At 47.6% G+C, this 20201-nt stretch carries 17 protein-coding genes; 8 read left to right on the top strand and 9 right to left on the bottom strand.

Annotation, left to right across the window (positions count from 1 at the left end; all coding sequences use genetic code 11):
* Positions 1–92: 92 nt before the first annotated feature.
* From plsB to Q4Q46_RS05870, 3 genes are all read left to right on the top strand, one after another.
* Positions 93–2516, top strand: a complete 2424-nt coding sequence (plsB, locus tag Q4Q46_RS05860) for a glycerol-3-phosphate 1-O-acyltransferase PlsB (protein WP_063882464.1) — start codon at positions 93–95, stop codon at positions 2514–2516.
* Positions 2516–3772, top strand: a complete 1257-nt coding sequence (gene mtr, locus Q4Q46_RS05865; protein WP_012588833.1) for a tryptophan permease — start codon at positions 2516–2518, stop codon at positions 3770–3772. The genes plsB and mtr overlap by 1 nt, the downstream gene beginning before the upstream one ends.
* 149 nt (positions 3773–3921) lie before the next feature.
* On the top strand, positions 3922–4695 hold the full coding sequence (locus Q4Q46_RS05870; protein WP_311905528.1) for a VOC family protein: 774 nt from the start codon (positions 3922–3924) through the stop codon (positions 4693–4695).
* Between the two features lie 80 nt (positions 4696–4775).
* Here Q4Q46_RS05870 and Q4Q46_RS05875 read toward each other — a convergent pair whose 3' ends face one another.
* A complete protein-coding gene (locus Q4Q46_RS05875) occupies positions 4776–5945 on the bottom strand; it encodes a ribonuclease T2 family protein (RefSeq protein WP_259527559.1) in 1170 nt (389 codons plus the stop codon).
* 406 nt (positions 5946–6351) lie between these two features.
* Here Q4Q46_RS05875 and trpS point away from each other — a divergent pair, with 406 nt between their 5' ends.
* Positions 6352–7389, top strand: coding sequence for a tryptophan--tRNA ligase (gene trpS, locus Q4Q46_RS05880; protein WP_311905486.1), 1038 nt, complete (start codon positions 6352–6354; stop codon positions 7387–7389).
* Between the two features lie 110 nt (positions 7390–7499).
* Here trpS and Q4Q46_RS05885 read toward each other — a convergent pair whose 3' ends face one another.
* From Q4Q46_RS05885 to Q4Q46_RS05910, 6 genes are all read right to left on the bottom strand, one after another.
* A complete protein-coding gene (locus Q4Q46_RS05885) occupies positions 7500–10637 on the bottom strand; it encodes an efflux RND transporter permease subunit (protein WP_311905487.1) in 3138 nt (1045 codons plus the stop codon).
* 9 nt (positions 10638–10646) lie between these two features.
* Positions 10647–12188: an efflux RND transporter periplasmic adaptor subunit gene (locus Q4Q46_RS05890; RefSeq protein ID WP_311905488.1), complete on the bottom strand. Its 1542-nt coding sequence runs from the start codon at positions 12186–12188 to the stop codon at positions 10647–10649.
* Positions 12189–12209: 21 nt separating this feature from the next.
* Entirely contained in the window at positions 12210–12470 is a 261-nt protein-coding gene (locus tag Q4Q46_RS05895) for a heavy metal-binding domain-containing protein (RefSeq protein ID WP_311905489.1), read from the bottom strand.
* Between the two features lie 268 nt (positions 12471–12738).
* Positions 12739–13176: a hypothetical protein gene (locus Q4Q46_RS05900; RefSeq protein WP_311905490.1), complete on the bottom strand. Its 438-nt coding sequence runs from the start codon at positions 13174–13176 to the stop codon at positions 12739–12741.
* A gap of 109 nt (positions 13177–13285) precedes the next feature.
* Complete coding sequence (locus tag Q4Q46_RS05905) at positions 13286–13741, bottom strand: DUF2057 family protein (protein WP_311905491.1); 456 nt, start codon at positions 13739–13741, stop codon at positions 13286–13288.
* Positions 13742–13842: 101 nt separating this feature from the next.
* Positions 13843–14205 carry a hypothetical protein gene (locus tag Q4Q46_RS05910; protein ID WP_311905492.1) on the bottom strand — a complete coding sequence of 121 codons (363 nt, stop codon included), beginning with the start codon at positions 14203–14205 and terminating at the stop codon, positions 13843–13845.
* A 434-nt stretch (positions 14206–14639) separates the two neighbouring features.
* Here Q4Q46_RS05910 and Q4Q46_RS05915 point away from each other — a divergent pair, with 434 nt between their 5' ends.
* Positions 14640–15203, top strand: coding sequence for a NapC/NirT family cytochrome c (locus tag Q4Q46_RS05915; RefSeq protein WP_006079625.1), 564 nt, complete (start codon positions 14640–14642; stop codon positions 15201–15203).
* Between the two features lie 96 nt (positions 15204–15299).
* Here Q4Q46_RS05915 and Q4Q46_RS05920 read toward each other — a convergent pair whose 3' ends face one another.
* Positions 15300–15584, bottom strand: coding sequence for a DUF1145 domain-containing protein (locus Q4Q46_RS05920; protein ID WP_012090541.1), 285 nt, complete (start codon positions 15582–15584; stop codon positions 15300–15302).
* Complete coding sequence (gene rsmD, locus Q4Q46_RS05925; RefSeq protein ID WP_311905493.1) at positions 15559–16227, bottom strand: 16S rRNA (guanine(966)-N(2))-methyltransferase RsmD; 669 nt, start codon at positions 16225–16227, stop codon at positions 15559–15561. The genes Q4Q46_RS05920 and rsmD overlap by 26 nt, the downstream gene beginning before the upstream one ends.
* 213 nt (positions 16228–16440) lie before the next feature.
* On the opposite strand from rsmD, the gene ftsY reads away from it, so the two are divergent.
* Genes ftsY through ftsX form a run of 3 tightly spaced genes read left to right on the top strand, consistent with a single transcriptional unit; the run spans position 16441 to position 20003 of the window.
* Positions 16441–18324, top strand: coding sequence for a signal recognition particle-docking protein FtsY (gene ftsY / locus Q4Q46_RS05930; RefSeq protein WP_081248408.1), 1884 nt, complete (start codon positions 16441–16443; stop codon positions 18322–18324).
* 3 nt (positions 18325–18327) lie between these two features.
* Positions 18328–19041 carry a cell division ATP-binding protein FtsE gene (gene ftsE, locus Q4Q46_RS05935; RefSeq protein WP_006079632.1) on the top strand — a complete coding sequence of 238 codons (714 nt, stop codon included), beginning with the start codon at positions 18328–18330 and terminating at the stop codon, positions 19039–19041.
* Positions 19038–20003: a permease-like cell division protein FtsX gene (gene ftsX, locus Q4Q46_RS05940; protein WP_006079633.1), complete on the top strand. Its 966-nt coding sequence runs from the start codon at positions 19038–19040 to the stop codon at positions 20001–20003. The genes ftsE and ftsX overlap by 4 nt, the downstream gene beginning before the upstream one ends.
* The last annotated feature ends 198 nt before the right edge of the window (positions 20004–20201 follow it).

Below are 20201 nucleotides of genomic sequence, written 5' to 3' on the forward strand. Positions count from 1 at the left end.
CACTTTTTAGCTATGTTGGAGAGAATTAGCGAATATTACCCATAGTCTGGTATTCTACCGGGCTAGTAAACGTACTTAATTGCATAAGAATAATGCCTAAACACGACTCTCTTTGGTTGAAATCATTACGCTGGATCCAAAAACACTTAGTGCACACTATTGTTGTGCCTCAGGATCCCTTTGCCGATCTGAATCTGGATGCCTCCAGACCCCTTGCTTATGTGATGAAAACGGAATCGCTGAGTGACATCGCTGCCCTGAGCGAAATTACGGCTAAGTTAGGACTGCCGAGCCCCTATGAGCCTTTAGTGGCAAATGGTGTGATTGCGCCTCGGGTTGTCTGCCTTCAAGGGCGTAAGCCGCTGTTTGGTGAGCGTGCCGGTAACGAGCCTTTTCTCGAATGCTTTATGCGTTTGTTGGCCGTGCATAAGGAACGCCCTGAATTAGACATTCAACTGGTGCCCGTGAGCCTGTATTGGGGCCGCACACCAGGTAAAGAAGACGACACTATGAAGGCGGCTGTGTTTGAGCGGGAAAACCCGACTTGGCTGCGTAAGTGTTTGATGATTCTGTTCTTAGGTCGACATAACTTCGTGCAGTTTTCGAATGCGGTGTCCCTGCGTTATATGGCCGACGAGCATGGCACCGACATGGGTATCGCCCATAAGTTAGCGCGGGTCGCGCGGGTGCATTTCCGTCGTCAACGCAAGGTGATGACAGGGCCTGTGCTGCCAAACCGCCAAGCATTGTTTCATTCGTTGCTCAAATCTGAATCGTTGCGTAAAGCGATTCAAGAAGAAGCTGCCAACAAAAAGATTTCAGAGACCCAAGCGCGCGAGACAGCCATTGAATATCTCGATGAAATCGCTGCAGATTACTCAGATAGTTTAGTGCGTATTGCCGAGCGTTTCTTAACTTGGTTATGGAACAAGCTTTACAGCGGGATCAATATCAAGGGTGCCGAGCAAGTTCGCCAGTTGCACCACGATGGTCACGAGATTGTTTATGTGCCTTGCCATCGCAGTCACATGGATTACCTGCTGTTATCGTATATTTTGTATTATCAAGGCATGGTTCCGCCGCACATTGCAGCCGGTATTAACCTCAACTTCTGGCCCGCTGGACCTATGTTCCGTCGCGGTGGTGCCTTCTTTATCCGCCGTAGTTTTAATGGCAACAAGCTGTATACCGCAGTATTCCGTGAGTATTTAGATCAACTGTTTGCTAAAGGTTATTCGGTGGAATACTTCTCCGAAGGCGGCCGCTCACGTACGGGTCGTCTATTGGCGCCAAAAACCGGCATGATCGCTATGACGATGAACAGCGTGCTGCGCGGTATCGAGCGTCCAGTCACGCTAGTGCCTGTGTATTTAGGCTATGACCATGTGATGGAAGTAGCGACTTACCATAAAGAGTTAAGTGGTAAGAAAAAGAAAAAAGAATCTGTGTGGCAGGTGTTTGGTGCGATTCGCAAACTTGGTAATTTCGGCCAAGGGTATGTGAACTTTGGCGAGCCGATTACTCTGCAAAACTTCTTAAATGAGCGCGCGCCAAACTGGCGTACTGAGTTGGCCGATGATCCTGAGCAAAAACCAAGCTGGTTAACGCCAGCGGTAAACGTGCTGGCGAATCGAGTGATGACGAATATTAACGATGCGGCGGCGGCGAGTTCGGTGACCTTGACGAGTTTAGTGTTGCTGGCGACAGATCAAAATGCCTTAGAACGCAGTCTGTTAGAGCGTCAGCTTGATCTGTATCTGACCCTACTCAAAAAAGTGCCTTACACTACTTATACTTCGGTTGCCGAAGGTGATGGTAAGCATTTAGTGCAGCAAGGTTTAGAGCTGAACAAGTTTGTTGTGTGTGCCGATCCTTTAGGTGAAATCGTGTCTATCGAAGCGAGTCAGGCAGTGTCTATGACTTACTATCGTAACAATATCATTCACTTATTTATTGTGCCGTCATTAATTGCGAGCTGCTTAACGCATAATGAGCAGATCCCGCGTCAGCATGTTGTGTCAATCGTTGCCGATTTTTATCCACTGCTGAAAGCCGAACTCTTCATGGGCATTAAAGATGTACCTGCCTATGTCAATCAAGTGCTGGATTTCTTCATTGAACAAGGGTTAGTGGTTGAGACTGATACCTTAACTGTCGTGCCTGAACACACTAGCCAACTATTATTGTTAGCCAGTTCAGTGAGCGAGACTCTGCAACGCTATGCCATTATTTTCAATCTGTTAGCGAACAGACCTAAGATGGAGCGCTCAGAACTTGAGTCTGAGAGTCATCTACTCGCCCAGCGTTTAGGCGCTTTGCATGGCATTACCGCGCCTGAGTTCTACGATAAGAAACTTTACGGCACCTTGAGCGTTAAGCTCAAAGAATTGGGCTATCTGGCGGATAACCAAGATAAGTCCAATATCAATCGCATACGAGATCAAGCCAATAGCTTATTACGTCCGTCAGTGAAACAAACGATAGTGGCGAGTGTCACCGCGGAGCACACAGTTTAATGGCAAATCATATGAATGCGGCTAAGCATAAGCCCGCAGGTAAGTCCTTGCTCGGCGGCGCCATGATTATTGCTGGCACGACCGTAGGTGCTGGGATGTTTTCTCTGCCTGTGGTCGGTGCAGGTATGTGGTTTGGCTATTCGATTTTAATGTTATTAGGCATTTGGTTTTGCATGTTGATGTCGGGCTTATTGCTACTCGAAACCAATTTGCATTTCGAACCCGGTGCTAGCTTCGATACTTTAAGCAAGCAAACCTTAGGGCAGTTTTGGCGGATAGTGAACGGTGTCTCTATCGCTTTCGTGCTGTATATTTTGACTTATGCCTATATCAGCGGCGGTGGTTCGATTGTAAACCACAGCTTGCAGGGCATGGGAATTGAGTTACCGCAAAGTGTGGCAGGGCTGGTATTTGCCATAGTATTGGCGAGCATAGTGTTGATCAGCACTAAGGCCGTGGATCGCATTACCACGATTATGCTCGGCGGTATGATCATTACCTTCTTCCTTGCTATCGGCAATTTACTGATCGAAATCGATGTGACTAAGTTGCTCGAACCCGATGGTAATAATAGCTTTTCACCTTATCTGTGGGCGGCGCTACCCTTTGGTCTTGCCAGCTTTGGCTACCATGGTAACGTTCCCAGCTTAGTGAAGTATTACGGCAAAGATTCCACCACCATTATCAAGGCGATTTTCGTCGGCACCTTTATCGCACTGGTGATTTATGCTTGTTGGTTAGTGGCGACTATGGGCAATATTCCCCGCAGCCAGTTTATCGATATTATTGCCCAAGGCGGCAATATGGGGGTCTTGGTGGGCGCTTTGTCTGAAGTGATGGCGAGTAGCTGGTTGAACAGTATGTTAACGCTGTTTGCTAACTTGGCCGTGGCTTCATCTTTCTTAGGGGTGACCTTAGGTTTGTTTGATTATCTCGCCGACTTGTTTGGTTTTGACGATTCGCGCTCGGGCCGGATGAAAACCGCGTTAGTGACCTTTGTGCCGCCGACGATTTTAGGATTACTGTTCCCCGACGGCTTTTTAGTGGCGATTGGCTTTGCGGCATTAGCGGCGACAGTGTGGGCAGTAATCGTCCCGGCGCTGATGGCCTATAAATCACGGCAGTTATTCCCCGAGAGTACAGGTTTTAGAGTGATAGGCGGTACGCCGCTGATTATTCTTGTGGTGTTATTTGGCATAGTCACGGGTGCTTGTCATCTGCTCGCGATGGCAAATTTACTGCCGCAATATTCCTAATTTGTTTCGATGATTTAAGCCCTCTGCGTGAGGGCTTTTTTGTATTTAGCGATTGAGTTTTAATCCTGCAGATCTTTTTTATCTCGACACTGGACAGAAGCCCGAACTCAGGCTTAACTCGAATGATTGTAAAAACGAAGGAGCCAATGATGAAAATTACTCAGTACGCACAAGGACATGCATGTTGGGTTGAACTCGCAAGCCACGATTGGCAAGCTGCTAAGGCATTCTACCAAGTGTTATTTGGTTGGGACTCAGTTGACATGCCAATCCCAGAAGGTCATTTTTCGCTATTCAATTTAGCGGGGGATGATTTAGGTGCCATGTACCAAATCCCCGAGTCAGAGTCGCAGATCCCTAGCCATTGGCGAGTCTACTTTGCCGTTGATGATATGGATGCCAGCATTGCAGCGATTCAAGATGCGGGTGGCCAAGTGCACATGGGGCCGCATATTGTTGCTGACGCGGGCGTGATGGCGCAGGTGAGCGATCCACAAGGCGCACGTTTTGCGCTGTGGCAAGCGAAGAATCATATCGGTGCTCGCCGTCAGGGCGAACTCAATACCCTTTGCTGGGTTGAGCTGGCTTGCAGAGAGCCGCGCGCTGAAGAAGCCTTTTACTGCAAAATATTCCCTTGGACTAACTCGCCCAGCGACATGCCGGACATCGAATACTCTGAGTGGCAAGTTGATGGTCAATCCATCGGCGGCATGATGACCATCATACCCGAATGGGGCGATATATCTCCCCATTGGCTGCTTTATTTTGCAGTAGCCGATTGCGATGCATTTGCAGAAAAAGCCCAAGCGTTAGGCGCGCAAGTGTGCATTCCGCCCAGTGATATCCCCGATGTGGGTCGATTCTCTGTGATAGCCGACGCCCAAGGTGCCACCTTTGCGGTAATCAAGCTTAATCAGGTGTGACAGCTATATTTAGGACGAGTCACATTTAAGATTAAAAACGGCGACACTTAGTCGCCATTTTTATTCGTCTAACCATTTGTTTAATTAGCATTATCAATCATGATTGTCTCAGGGCAGGAGCCTCTGCCTGCCTTGTTAGCTTTGGCGAGTAGGCTAGGCAAGGAGTCTGAGGCTTTAATGACCTCGGGCAAATTAATGCGGATTTCACTCAGTAATCCCTTGCCACATTCTAGACTCATTTTAGTGTGAGCGCCTTGACCGAAGCTGATATCAAAACTTTGGTTTAACTCACTTTTACTGACACTCTTACCTATGTTGTCATTAATAAATTTTTGTACCCATGCCGAGGCATTGACCGCTTGGGTCAGCTGGGTTGCCAATAAAAAGTACTCGTTAGGGTCTTGGCTACGGCAAGTGCCGTGTTTCCACCATTCGTGGCGTTCTAAACAGGTGCCATATTGGGCGCTTGGCATGACTTCTTCTAAATTTTTGCGCACCGATGGGTTAAGTTCAAGCTCAGGATAAGTACAGAAATCATTTGGTTGCAGTTTGACTGTGCTGCAATAGCCATAACGTGTGCCGCATTGTTGTTTATTCGGCCACAGTCCGTGCAGGCTGAAGTGTTGCCACTGGCTCGATTCTGGCGTTTGGCTGAGGGCGCGGCATTCGGCTTTGCGGCGGCCATAGAGTTCGCAGAAGGTGCTTTGCCAGCTTAATGCCAGCACGTTGGCGTCAAATTCACCGCCGATTCGGCATTGATCTCCTTGACGTTTTTCTGGTGTGCCATGCTCTTTAAGGCCGTCTCGGCTTTTGGCTTTGATATCCGATGCTGTAGTGGTTTGCGCGGGTTCTACCGCTGTTGCAGGTGTCGATACATTACTGCCTGCAACATTGGAAAGATACTGACCACAAGCGCCACTAATCCACCGCATGGGAGACTTCACTGCGTTGGTGCGCACTCGCAGCCAATCAGGTTTTGCGCTGTTGCCGAGGATTTCGAGTACTGGGTAGCGCTCACCAATATTGCTCTGCCATTGATCTGGATTCGTCTGCTTATTTTTCGATTGAAATAGCTCACAGCGTTTATCGGCAACGAACTCACCGGTCGCGGGCGCGGCAAAGGCAGGTGCTGCTGAAATGATTAACGCAGCGCATAAACCGAACGCCGCAAATAATGCACGCGATGGGCTTTTAAAGGAAAGTGCTTGCGGCCATATCCGGCTGATGGTCAAACAAAATGGCTTAATCATGTGATGGAATCCTTTCTTCTCTAGCAATTAATCAGAGCAAGGCTAAACGGATGCTTGCTGGCAAACCATTTTGCAGGTAATTCAACGAATTCGCTAATGAGATTTGGTTTAGTGGCAGTGGGATTGTTAGCGTGTTTGATTGGATTCAGTACAGTTTTGAAAGCAGTGGAAGTGCTGGGGATATCTAGTTTACTGCTTTTTATATTTGCAATGAGTTAGCTATTTAGTTAAGGTCAGATGATGAAAAAATATTCTATGTCTTTAATATCATACACTTTCGTAACTACTTGGTGGCGCTCATTCCTATAGAGCGGCGCTAGGATTCTTATATTCAAAAGCTGCCGGAAGGCAACTAGTGAATATCCATTATTGTGTCTCCGGTTGGTCAATTTATCGGAGATATAACATGCAAATTAGTTCATCAAAACCGCTTTTATCCTCAAATACTCAAGAGAAAGTGCTTACCGGTGATAGGGCGACAGGGCCTTTACATCTGGGTCATTATGTTGGCTCGCTCAAGCAAAGAGTCGAGTTACAACACAGGTTTGACCAAACTATCCTTGTCGCCGATATGCAAGGCCTAACGGACAATGGGCATAACCCTCAGAAAGTGGCATCGAATATTTTAAATGTTGTAGCTGATTATCTCGCTATCGGAATTGACCCCAGTAAAACCACTATATGTTTACAGTCAGCTATTCCAGCACTGGCTGAGCTGACTATGTACTATGCGAATTTAGTTTCTATTGCCAGACTGGAACGAAATCCGACCGTTAAAAGTGAGATAAACAGTAAAGATTTTGGTCGGGCCATTCCTGCAGGTTTTTTGACCTATCCCATTAGTCAGGCCGCTGATATTACCGCTTTTCGTGCGACGCTTATTCCTGTGGGAGATGATCAGTTGCCTATGTTGGAGCAGACGAATGAAATCGTTAGGAAGCTTAATTCGATAGCACAGGATGAGGTGCTACTGGAGTGTAAGCCGTTATTGAGTAATGTATCACGCTTACCCAGTGTTGATGGCAAAGGTAAAATGTCTAAGTCTATGGGTAATACCATAATGTTAGGGTCAAGTGCGCAAGATATTTCAAAGGCAGTTAAGGCTATGTATACCGATCCCCTGCATTTGAATGTGAATGATGCGGGACGGGTCGAAGGCAATGTCGTTTTTACTTATCTCGATGCTTTTCACCCTGACATAGAATATGTGGCTAAGCTCAAATCGCATTACCAAAAAGGCGGCTTAGGTGATGGTAAGACTAAAGCTATTTTAGAGGAGTGCTTACAAGAGTTGCTTGCGCCAATTCGTGAGCGCCGGGCTTTACTCTTATCTGATAAAGCTCAGTTAGTGTCGATACTCAAAGTTGGGACGGAACAAGCCCGTGAAGAGTCGGATGCTGTATTACGACGAGTTAAAGCTGCGTTCGGCCTAAATTTATTTTGATGCAGCACTATTTTGCTGAAGAAGGCTCGGGTGAATTTTATAGATCTGAGCAGTGCTAAATAATAAAACCCCTAGAGTTTTGAGGACGCTAGGGGTTTTATTTCAAATATCTAAGCGTCTTTGTTTAATTTACGCGAGTAAATCAGTAGATAGAGTGCGGGCAGGACAAACAGCGACAGTATGGGCGCTGTGACCATGCCGCCGACCATAGGTGCAGCGATTTTTTGCATCACATCGTTACCCGAACCCGCGCCCCACATTATGGGCAGTAGGCCGAAGAAGATGGTCGCCACTGTCATCGCTTTGGGGCGGATCCGCATAACGGCGCCTTCAATCAAGGCTTCTTTCAAGTCATTGACGCTGTGGTAATTATCTTTTTCTTGCCTGTGTTTGATGGCGTTATTGAGATACACCAACATCACCACCCCAAACTCGGCTGCGACACCCGCTAAGGCAATCATACCGACGGCGACGGCCACTGAGATGTTGTAATCCAGTAGATATAACAACCAAGTACTGCCGACCAACGCGAAAGGTAAACTGAGCATAATAATGCTGGCCTGAATGGTGGAGCCGAAGGTCATCATCAGCAAGATGAAGATGACGGCTAATGCCATAGGGATCACTTGCTTAAGTTTTGCATCTACCCGCTGCATATATTCGTACTGACCCGCAAAGCTATAGCTGTAACGGGGTGGGACGACGAGTTCGGCATCTAAGGCAGTTTTCGCGGTGGCGATATACTCACCGATAGAGGTGCCTTCGATATCGATAAACACCCAAGAGATTAAGCGACCATTCTCGCTCTTTAACATAGGCGCACCATCGTTGATTTCGATGTCGGCCAAGTTACGTAGCGGCAGATAATGCCCTGACTTAGTGATCACGGGCAGCTCGCGCAGTTTCTCAATATTGTCGCGCAGCTCACGGGGATAACGCAGGTTGATAGGATAGCGTTCGGCGCCTTGCACCGACTCGCCAATGTCCATACCGCCGATGGCGTAACGCACCACATCTTGAATATCCTGCAACGTCATACCGTAACGTGCGGCTACATCCAGTTTCGGACTGATATCGATATAACGCCCGCCGCCACTTCGCTCAGCATAAGCCGACTTAGTGTGCGGCACTTTGCTTAAGATAGCTTCAATCTTAGTGCCTAAACTTTGTAACTCGTTAACATCAGCACCGGTGATTTTTATGCCAACAGGGGTCTTGATCCCCGTCGAGAGCATGTCGATACGGGTTTTGATAGGTTGTACCCAAGCATTGGTGAGCCCCGGGACTTTTACGGTTTGTTGTAGCTGGGCAATGATGCCGTCCAGCGTCATGCCTTCACGCCATTCTTCATGGGGTTTAAGCATGATAGTGGTTTCAAGCATGGTCAGCGGCGCGGGATCGGTCGCGGTTTCGGCGCGGCCTACTTTGCCAAACACGCGGGCTACTTCGGGCACGGTTTTGATTAAGCGGTCGGTTTGCTGCAACACTTCAGCGGCCTTACTGGCACTGATGCCGGGCAATGCCGTTGGCATGTAGAGTAAATCGCCTTCTTCGAGTGCGGGCATAAACTCGCTGCCCATGCGGGTCATAGGATACCAAGCGCTGGCCAGCGCGACTAAAGCTAACATCAGGGTGACTTTAGGGAATTTCAGTACCAGTTTGAGTGACGGTTGGTAAAGCGCGATCAAGAAACGGCTGATGGGATTACTGCGTTCGCTGGGGATTTTGCCGCGAATAAAGTAACCCATCAAAATCGGTACTAAGGTGATTGATAAAAAGGCCGCCGCTGCCATGGCGAAGGTTTTAGTGTAGGCCAGTGGCGCGAATAATCGACCTTCCTGCGCCTCGAGTGCAAACACAGGTACAAAGCTTAAGGTGATAATAATTAATGAGAAAAATAGTGCAGGGCCGACTTCAATCGAGGCCTCGGTGACGATGCGCCAATGCTCTTTTGTATCGGGTTCGCGCTCATGTTCCGCTTTAAAATGCTCTAAATGCTTGTGCAAGTTTTCGATCATCACAATCGCGCCATCCACCACAGCGCCGATAGCAATGGCGATACCGCCAAGGCTCATGATATTGGCGTTTACACCCATCTTATTCATCACGATAAAGGCGATAAGGATGGATAGCGGCAGGGTGATCACGGCCACGAGTGTCGAGCGCGCATGCAGTAAAAACAGCAAGCAGACTAAGCCGACCACCAACATTTCTTCGACGACCTTGCTAAATAGGTTGTCGACGGACTTAAGAATCAAGTGAGATCTGTCATAGGTGGGGATAATCTCCACCCCATCGGGTAAACCTGCCTTGAGTTCTTCGAGTTTTGCTTTCACCGCATCAATTGTCGCTAGGGCGTTTTCGCCGTAACGCATCACCACAATGCCGCCAACGACTTCGCCTTCGCCGTCGAGTTCGGCAATGCCGCGGCGAGAGGCTGGGCCTTTACGCACAGTGGCAACATCTTTGAGGGTTAAACCTGTGCCAGAAGGGCTAGTGATGCCAAGGGGGATTTCACGGAAATCCTCTAGCGTCTGGCGATAGCCTTTGGCGCGCACCATGTATTCAGCTTCGGCCATCTCGATCACTGAGCCGCCCGCTTCGCTGTTGGCTTTGTCTATGGCTTGTTTAATGGTGGCGATATCGAGCTTGTAGATCGCCATTTTATCGGGCTCGAGCACTATCTGATAGGTTTGCTCCATGCCGCCGACAGTGGCGACTTCAGACACGCCCGCTACGCTTTGCAGCTCTAGCTTGAGATACCAATCCTGCAGACTCTTGAGTTGCGATAAATCTAAATTGCCGGAGCGATCGACTAGCGCATATTCAAACACCCAACCGACGCCAGATGCATCGGGGCCGAGGGAAGGTTGCACATTTTGCGGTAAACGGCTGCTGATCTGACTCAGGTATTCAAGCACCCTTGAGCGTGCCCAGTAGATGTCGGTACCATCTTCAAAAATTACATACACGTAAGAGTCGCCGAACATGGAATAACCACGCACGGTTTTAGCACCAGGTACGGCTAACATGGCGGTCGACAAGGGATAAGTTACTTGTTCTTCAACCAATTTTGGCGCTTGACCCGGATAAGGGGTTTTAATGATCACTTGCACATCGGATAAATCCGGCAGCGCATCGAGCGGCGTTTTTCGCAGCTCCTGTACGCCCCAAACAGTGATCATGATGGCGATAATCAACACCATAAATCGCTGCCTGATGGACGCCTCGATAATATATTTCAACATAACGCGCTCCTAGTGCTGATGACCGCTGCTTAAACGCATTAAACTGCCCTTGAGGCTAGCCTCGGAGTCGAGTAAGAATTGCCCCGAAATCACCACTCGTTCACCTTCATTCAGGCCTGAAATAATCTCGGCCTTACCTTGGCTCATCATGCCGACGGTTACGGCCTTGGCGGTAAAACTGTCGTCGGTTTGCTTGACGATCACGCGGTTTTCTTTACCCGTTTGAATTAAAGCTTCCTGCGGGATCACTAGCACATCTTTATTCGGGCCACCGAATAGTGAGACTTTGGCGAGGGTTTTAGGTCTTAAATCTACCTCGGTATTGTTGAGCACTACTCGTACTCGCAGGCTGCGAGTGACTGGATCAAGCTCAGGGTAGATATAATCGATCGTGCCTTCGATGCCGCTGATATTCATGGCTGGAACGGCAATTTCGGCCTTCTGACCTTTGGCAATCCAGCTTTGCTCGTTCTCAAAGACGTCGGCAATCACCCAAACTTTGGAGAGATCCACTAGGGACATGACTTCGGTCGAAGGCTGAATGTACATGCCATCACGAATGTCGAGGGCTTTCACTATGCCGTCTTCTTTGGCGTAGAAAGGTACTCGATATTGGGTTTGATGTGACTCTGCTAATTGTTTGATTTGCCTGTCGTTAAAACCGAGGAAAGATAAGCGTAAGCCCGCATTGCGCACCAAATCTTTGTAGCGGCCTTGGCCGTTTGCTTTGGCGGTGTCCATCGCAAGCAAGTAGTCATCTTGGGCGTTGATTAAATCGGGGGAATAGATCTCGTAGATCAGTTGATCTTTCTTAACGGTATCACCCACGGATTTGATCATCAGTTTTTCAATCCAGCCAGTAACGCGGGCATGGATATGGGTGATTTGGCTTTCGTCATAGTCGATTTGACCGACGGTTTCGACAAATTTCCACAGTGTGTCGCGTTCAACCTTGGCCACCTTTAACGCCAACGCTTGCTGCATGCTGCCGGATACATTGATGTTGATTTCTTGGGTATTACCGCCCGTTTCGACCTTTTCTAAGTTCATACTGCAGATAGGGCAAGTGCCGGGTACATCACTGATAATGTGGGCATGCATAGGGCAAACGTACTTGATTGTTGTCACATGATTTTGGGCTTTAACTAAACTGTCGGCCTTAGGTGTTGGGGTATCGAATACCTGACTCGCAGCTTTGGCGGCAGAGGTTTGCCCATGCTCAGAGGCTTGATGATCTGCGGCTTGATGCTGTGCATGCTTGGCCGTAGGGTTCGCGGCATCAAGTTTCTCAACCAAAAACATATTGCACTTAGGGCAGCGACCGGGCTCATGGCTGATCACTTCGGGATGCATAGGACAGGTGTAGGTTTTCACTTGATTTAACGGATTATTCTTTGGCGCAGTTGCAGAATTTACTGCCGCTTCGGTCGCAACGGGTTCTTGTGTGTTCGCTAACTGGGCATGGCTCAACCAAGGCGTACTGATGAGTAAGCTACTCAAGATCAGTACGGCCTTAGGGGCCTGCTTTTTTACTGTATTAAATTGGTTCATATGCCTCATCTCCAGCCTAGCTTAGTGGTGTTCGTGCGCGTTGTGCATCGTACCTTCAGCTGTTTTTCCTTCCGTCGCCTTTGGCTCTAAATCCATGCCACATTTAGGGCAAGTATCGCCTTTAGTGCCTGTCACTTCGGGGTGCATAGGGCAAACATAGGTTTGTGCTTGTTGCTGTGGATTTGCATTGTCGTGTTGATGCTCGTGCGGCGTAGCCATGGCAAACACGCTAGTGCTGGTCAGCAAGAATGCGATTAAGGCGAGATTAGTTAGTGTTTTCATATTATTCACTCCATCGGATTAACGGCCGAATATGAGCGCATAAACGTCTGTGAGCACGGCAGATCAAAGCGGTTCGCTTCGATAGACGGATTAATGCCGCAACTTGGCATTCGGCACAGTTATCAACGTTTTGCTAGACTCGGGTGCACGATTTAATGATAAGGCACCACAATAAACGGCTAATTTGGGTGTTAGCTTAGGGCTAACTGGATTGTCGTTTTAGCTTGGCTTCTTTAAGGGCGATTTGCCCATTAAGCGCAAAGTAGGCCTAGGCTATCGGTGGTTTAAAGGCCGAAGACAAAGAGATCGAGTGGAAATGAGGCATAGGAGTGGCCATTGCAGTATCGCTCATGCTCACACTTGGCCAGAGGTGTGGGCTGAATAGAGTGCCAGCGACTGAAATCGTCAAACAATGACCACAATCATTTGAACATGATATGGTGCCATCACAGCAATGCTGTTTCGCGCCGGGAAGCATTTTATCGTTGCAGCAATCCGCGTTGGCCATTGAATGTGAGTCAGAAGGGTTCTCAGTGTTCATCTGCATCATGGCAGCATGGTGCATTTGGGAGGAAGCTTCATGATTCATCGCACTCATATCCATAGTGTGTGGCACCATGGCGTGACCATTAGACACAACACTTTGCCCGACGAGTGCGAGTAAAGTGAACATGACTAAAAAGTAACGACCGAGTGTGTGATGCATAAGTATTCCAAATGATGAACGGCTCGAGTCTAGCATAGAGGCATTATGCTGTAATGATTTAACTCACATTTCAGCACATGCCTCAAATTAAATATTTAACTCGTCTAAATTAGAAAGCGGGATTGCTGACTAACATTTTCGCCATCAGTTGGCTGTGGCTTTGCAGTGGATATTCGCCCGCTTTGTCACCATTAATACTGAGTTGAATCGTTGGATATTTAATAAATTGGCGCGCTTCAGTTTCAGTCATTATGTTTGGCGGCGTGATTTGGTAACTGTCACTTGCCTTTACATCCAACACTAAGTAAAGCGGTTCTGATTTAACCCAGTTGCCATTATCATCGGCGCGATAATCAAATATATCCTGATATTTTAGCTCGATCAGTACTTTTCCCGCGGTGAGTTGAATAGGTTTAAAGGGTGTCGCTGGTTCACCATTGATACTGATAACACTGAGCGCCTCTGTACTTTTTAAGCTGGCGGCTGTCACTGTGGTGCTACTTAATAAGGCACCGATAACGAAAGTAAGGCCTAGTAAGCTTTTGTTCAATAAAGTGGTTTTCATAATAAACTCCAAAAATTCTCTGTACCTAGTTGCAGTGCGAATATGCAGCGGCGCAAGCTAAGGTGTTTAGTCGGTTTTACGTTGTAAAAAACGAGTGACGTTTACAGTGAATAGGAGTTAGGAGGCGGTGTGGTGAGCCCGAGGTCGGCAGTTTGCATCGCCCAGCCTTGGATGGCAATACGCTTGCTTGCTGGGTTGGCGAAGGCCAGTTCTAGCACTGCAGGCTCAAGGTAAAGTGATGATAGGCAATGGGTTTGACAATGATTTGTCATACTATCTTGGCAGTGTTGCAAGCAATCGGATGCAGCACAATCTGGCATGGTGCAGTTCATTTCTGCATCCATCATCAGCATGATTTGACTGCTGTGGCCATTGGTGTTGGCTGAAGTTGGCATAGCACTCACCATCGCCGATTGGGCGATTAGCGAAAATAACACTGCTATGGTGATCCAAAATTTAGCCATGATAACTCGGAAAATTGATTGCTTACCCTTAGAGACCTTAGCTAACCCGATAAAGTTTCATATCGCGTTCAATTTTTAATTTCTAATGATTTATTTCCTGGCCACTTCTAATAATTAAACAAAACGTCGTTTAGATCACATTTCTATTTTCTAGAAATGATTTGATAGTTATTGATTCTCAAAGGGGAAATTCCATCGCGATAATCGCTAACTTGCGATTATGGGGTGATTGCATTAGCTTTAGTTAAAGTGCATTGCAGCTCAGCTAGCGGTTTTTACCAAATGTCGTCCTAATAGTTAGAGCTAAGTCTCATTTTGCGCTTTTAAGGTTAATTTAATCGGCAAATTTCGGCTTAAAATCAAATTTCTAATAAATGAAAGAACATAAACTAGTCTTATAAAAACTAATTTTGACAATTTTTGGAGATAGAGTGATGAACTGGCGTGCACTATTTAAACCTAGCGCAAAATATTCAATCCTGGCGCTACTGGTCGTCGGTATTGTTATCGGTGTTGTGGGCTATTTCGCAACCCAAACAACCTTACATGCAACCAGCCAAGACGCATTCTGTATGAGCTGCCACAGCCAACATTCATTGAAAGATGAAGTGATGGCGTCTGCCCACGGTAATAACCGTGTGGGTATCGTGGTTCAGTGTCAGCAGTGTCACATCGCACAGGAACCATTCCAATACCTGAAGAAAAAGATCATCGTTTCTAAGGACGTTATTGGTTTCTTAACTATCGATGGCTTTAACACGCAAGCATGGTTAGATGAAAACCGTAAAGAACAAGCTGAGTTAGCGCGTGATTACCTACGTGCAATCGATTCTTCAACCTGTCAAAACTGTCACAACCGTATTTATGAAAACCAATCAGAAAATATGAGCAAAATGGCAGTGAGAATGCACAGCAATAACTTCAAGAAAGCCCCTGAAGACAGAAAAACCTGTATCGACTGTCACAAAGGCGTCGCTCACCCTTACCCTAAAGGATAAGGTTTAACGATTAACTTGCGTTATCGTTAGTCATTAAAAAGCCCTCTGTTGAGGGCTTTTTGCTGTCTGAATGCCTGATGGTGTCTAAATGTTAGGTTAACTCGCAGGAGTCATCACTTTTTGTCGATAAGCTAACAGGCTAAAAATACCGAAGATAAATACGTGCAGATAATCAAGCTTTGTTAATGGCAGTAAGGTCTTAAATAGCATGTGGAAAATGGCCACTTGGAAGCAGTGCATCATGCAGGTTATGCCAAACAGGATATTCAAAATAATTGCCACATTACCTTCAAATGGCATAACCAAGTTGTAGGCCATCATCAACCAAGCGATGAGGGTAATGGCTTTGCCTAGGTTAATCAGCAAGGGCATGGCTTTCATCTTCGATAGGCTCGGCAGTGTTGTCGGCTTGATATTGATATAAGCGGTAACTCACTTGCCCCGCATTCTTTTCTTTCAAGGCGTGCCAGCAAGATGGAATGGCCAGTTGGGTTAATTCAGATTCGATCTCGACATAAATCAGCGCGCCATTATTGAGCCAAGCTTGAGTATCGAGCAGTTGAATGGTTTTTTCTGCCAATCCCTTGCGAAAGGGAGGGTCGATAAATACCACATCAAAACCTTGCTCGCAGCCCCTTTGCAACACCAATAAGGTATCGGCGTTGAGCACTTCGGCCTTGTCGCATTTAAGGGTTTGCAGATTTTCTTTTAATTGCATGGCTGCGCCACGTTGCAACTCGATAATCTTAGCAAAACTGGCATAGCGAGATAGGGCTTCGAGGGCTAAAGCGCCGCTGCCGCCGAAACAGTCGAGCACTCGCGCATTAACTAAGTCATTGGCAAGCCAGTTAAACAGGGTTTCGCGCACTCTGTCTGTTGTCGGGCGTAAACCTTCGAGATCTTGAATAGGTAAACGACGCGAACGCCATTGGCCCGCGATGATCCGCACTTGACCGCTACCGGGTTTATTTTTGGCTGTTGGACTTTTGGTCACATTATTTTTGACCGTTCGATTCTTAACCAAAGTGCCCCCGTGATTTTGCCTGAAGAAAGAAAGTGGTAGACTATGCCACCTTAATAAAGGCCACTATTTTATATCAAAGTCTCACTAAAAGGTGAGAAGGCTGAGTGAGCTTAGCTAATTGCCGACTTTTTGGGCGTAATTGCCGAGGCAATCTGGTATAACATCAGGGTCTTATTCAAAATTCAACACTGAAGTAGAGCGCTGGAATCACACATGGCAAAGAAAGGTTTTTTCTCCTGGTTTCGTAAAGATAAGTCACAAGATGAGGTCGTCGCTGAAACTCCAGTTGTTACTCCAACACAAGACACTGAAGCAGCAGAGCGTTTAGAACAGGAACGCGCAGAGGCGCAACGTTTAGCTGCTGAGGCAGAGGCTCAAGCGGCCGCAGAACAGTTAGCTGCCGAGCAGGCGCAAGCCGAGCGTATTGTCCAAGAACAAGCTGCAATCGAAGCTCAGCGTTTAGCCGAACAACAAGCCGAAGCGGCGCGTCTGGCGGCGGCTCAGTTAGAAGCGGAACAACTTGCGAAAGTTCAAGCCGAGCGTATTGCTCAAGAACAAGCGCAAATTGAAGCCCAGCGTTTAGCTGAACAACAGGCCGAAGCGGCACGACTGGCGGCAGCTCAGTTAGAAGCTGAACAACTTGCTGCAAATAACTTAGCCGCTGAAAAAGCCGCTGCAGAGCAATTAGCCCAAACGCAAGCTAAGGCTGAAGCCGAGCGTATTGCTCAAGAGCAAGCACAAATCGAAGCTCAACGTTTAGCAGAACAACAAGCCGAAGCGGCACGACTGGCGGCAGTTCAGTTAGAAGCTGAACAACTTGCTGCAAATAACTTAGCCGCTGAAAAAGCCGCTGCAGAGCAATTAGCCCAAGCGCAAGCCAAGGCTGAAGCCGAGCGAATTGACTACGAACAAGCACAAATCGAAGCTCAACGTTTAGCCGAGCAACAAGCCGAAGCGGCACGACTGGCGGCAGCTCAGTTAGAAGCTGAACGTGCTCGTGTTGCCGCCGAACAAGCTGCCGCTGAAGCGTTAGCTGCGGAGCAACTCGCTGCTGAAGCATTAGCACGTGAGCAAGCAGAAGCGTTAGCGCAACAACAGGCCGAAGCTACGCAAACCGCTGGGCCCGTTACTGAATTACAACCAGAGCCGCAGGCGAGACCCGTTAAAGAAGGGCTATTTGCTCGTCTGAAACGCGGCTTGATGCGTACTAGCGAGAATATTGGCAGTGGTTTTATTGGTCTATTTCGCGGCAAGAAAATCGATGATGATCTGTTTGAAGAACTCGAAGAACAGTTATTAATCGCCGACGTTGGCGTCGAAACAACCACGCGTTTGATCAAGAATTTGACCGAGCAAGCATCGCGTAAGCAATTGAAAGATGCTGAAGCTTTATATGACTTGCTACGGGAAGAAATGCAGAAGACGCTCGATCCTGTCGCTATTCCGTTAGTGCCAGACAATGCAAATGGCCCATTTGTGATCTTAATGGTCGGCGTTAATGGCGTGGGTAAAACCACCACTATTGGCAAATTAGCCAAACAATATCAGAGCCAAGGTAAGTCGGTGATGTTAGCCGCGGGCGATACCTTCCGTGCAGCTGCGGTAGAACAGTTACAGGTTTGGGGTCAACGTAATGATATTACTGTGATTGCCCAACATACGGGTGCCGATAGTGCCTCTGTGTTGTTTGATGCTTTGCAAGCGGCCAAGGCCCGTAAAGTGGATGTGTTGATCGCCGACACTGCGGGTCGCCTGCAAAACAAAGCGCACTTGATGGAAGAATTGAAGAAAGTGGTGCGAGTGATGAAAAAGCTCGACCCTGATACGCCACATGAGGTCATGCTGACACTAGATGCGAGCACGGGACAAAATGCGATTAGCCAAGCGCAATTATTCCAAGAAGCCGTAGGTGTAACGGGTATTACCATCAGCAAGTTAGACGGAACGGCTAAGGGCGGCGTGGTCTTTGCGATTGCCGACAAGTTTAATATTCCGATCCGTTACATAGGCGTGGGTGAGCAAATTGATGATTTGCGTACTTTTAATTCGAAAGAATTTATCGATGCCTTGTTCACTCAAGAAAAAGCGGATAGCTAATTTATGATTGATTTTCAGCAGGTCAGTAAGATTTATCCTGGCGGCCAAATGGCGCTGGAAGATGTGAATTTTCATCTACAACAAGGTGAAATGGCATTTTTAACCGGCCACTCAGGTGCGGGTAAAAGTACGCTGTTGAAATTAATCACGGTTATCGAGCGGGCGACGACCGGTCGTGTCGCCATCAATGGCCACGACATCGCCAAAGTGAGCCCTAAACATGTGCCTTATTTGCGTCGCAATATCGGCATGATTTTCCAAAACCATCACTTATTGATGGACAGAAGCGTGTTCGACAATGTGGCCTTGCCGCTGGTGATTGAAGGTTTCTCCCACGGTGAAATCCGTAAGCGAGTGGCCGGCGCCCTCGACATGGTGGGTTTATATGGCAAAGAACGCCATAACCCGATTATGTTGTCTGGCGGTGAACAGCAACGCGTCGGCATTGCCCGCGCAATTGTGAACAAGCCGCCCTTACTGCTCGCCGATGAACCAACGGGTAACTTAGATCCTAAATTATCGATGGATATTTTGCGTCTGTTTGAAACCTTCAACGATGCAGGAACCAGCGTGTTAATCGCTACTCATGATTTAGGCTTAATCGCGCGGATGAAATATCGCACTTTCACCCTCAAACAGGGTCGTATGCTGGGCGCACAGGAGTTGCATCCTAGCGTGCATACGCGTGCGCCGACGAATAGAGGTGAAGGGCAATGAGCGACAGCGCTAAATTAACCCGCAGTAAGTTACCTCTGTCTGGGCGGATTGTGATGTTCTTTATTCGCCACGTACAGCAAGCGATGGCGAGTATGGGAGAACTCTGGCGCAACCCAGTGTCTTCCGTGATGACGATGGCGGTATTAGGTGTGAGCCTGAGTTTGCCTGCGGCATTGCAAGTGTTAGTTAAAAACGCTGAGACCATTACCAGCTCGTGGAACAGCGCTGCGGAGATCTCTTTGTTTATCGAAGACAATCGCAGCGAGCAAACCATTCAGAGCCTGCTGACACGGATTCGGACTTATTCCGAAGTGGATAAAGTGCAGTACATAGATAAAAACCAAGCCCTAGAAGAGTTTCAACGCTTATCTGGTTTTGGTGAGGCCTTGGCCTATTTAGATAAAAACCCTTTGCCAGCGGTCATTACCGTTACGCCTACACCGCGTTACTCAACGCCAGTGGGCGCCCGTGAACTGTTAACTAAGCTAGAGCGCGAGCCTGAGATTAGCTTTGGCCGTTTAGATATCGAATGGCTAGAGCGGTTACAGGCGGTAGTGCGTCTTCTTGAACGCACTGTGATGGCGATTGCCGCATTACTCGTGCTGGCTGTGGTCTTAGTGATAGGCAATACGATTCGCTTAGCGATTATGAATCGACGCAGCGAAATCGAAGTGATGAAGCTGGTTGGGGCAACCGAAGCCTTTATTCAGCGTCCATTCCTCTACACTGGGATTTGGTACGGGGTGATTGGCGGCATATTGGCTTGGCTGATCATTAACTTATTAGTGTGGTATCTCGATTCGGCTCTTGCCGAGCTGTTGGGCTTATATGGCAGTCAGCTCGAGATGAAATCGCTCACTTTTACTGAACTGCTGCAATTGGTTGGACTGGCGTCATTTTTAGGTTGGTTAGGTTCGTATTTGTCTGTACGCCAGCATTTACGGTCGATTGAACCTTCATAATAATCAGTCGATTAAACTAAAAAAAGTGATGAAAAAAATGCTGAGGAATGAACTTTTGTTCACTTGCAATGTCTACTTCAGCGAGGTAAAAAGGGTATCCGCAAACGAGCTGAGGTTGACATACTCTGTCAATTAGCCGATAGTTCGTGAGCTTATTCTTAGGGTATTTTGTTATTGAACCTTAGAATGCACTCGTAA

The sequence above is a fragment of the Shewanella vaxholmensis genome, from assembly GCF_031932135.1.
Lineage (GTDB): Bacteria > Pseudomonadota > Gammaproteobacteria > Enterobacterales > Shewanellaceae > Shewanella > Shewanella hafniensis.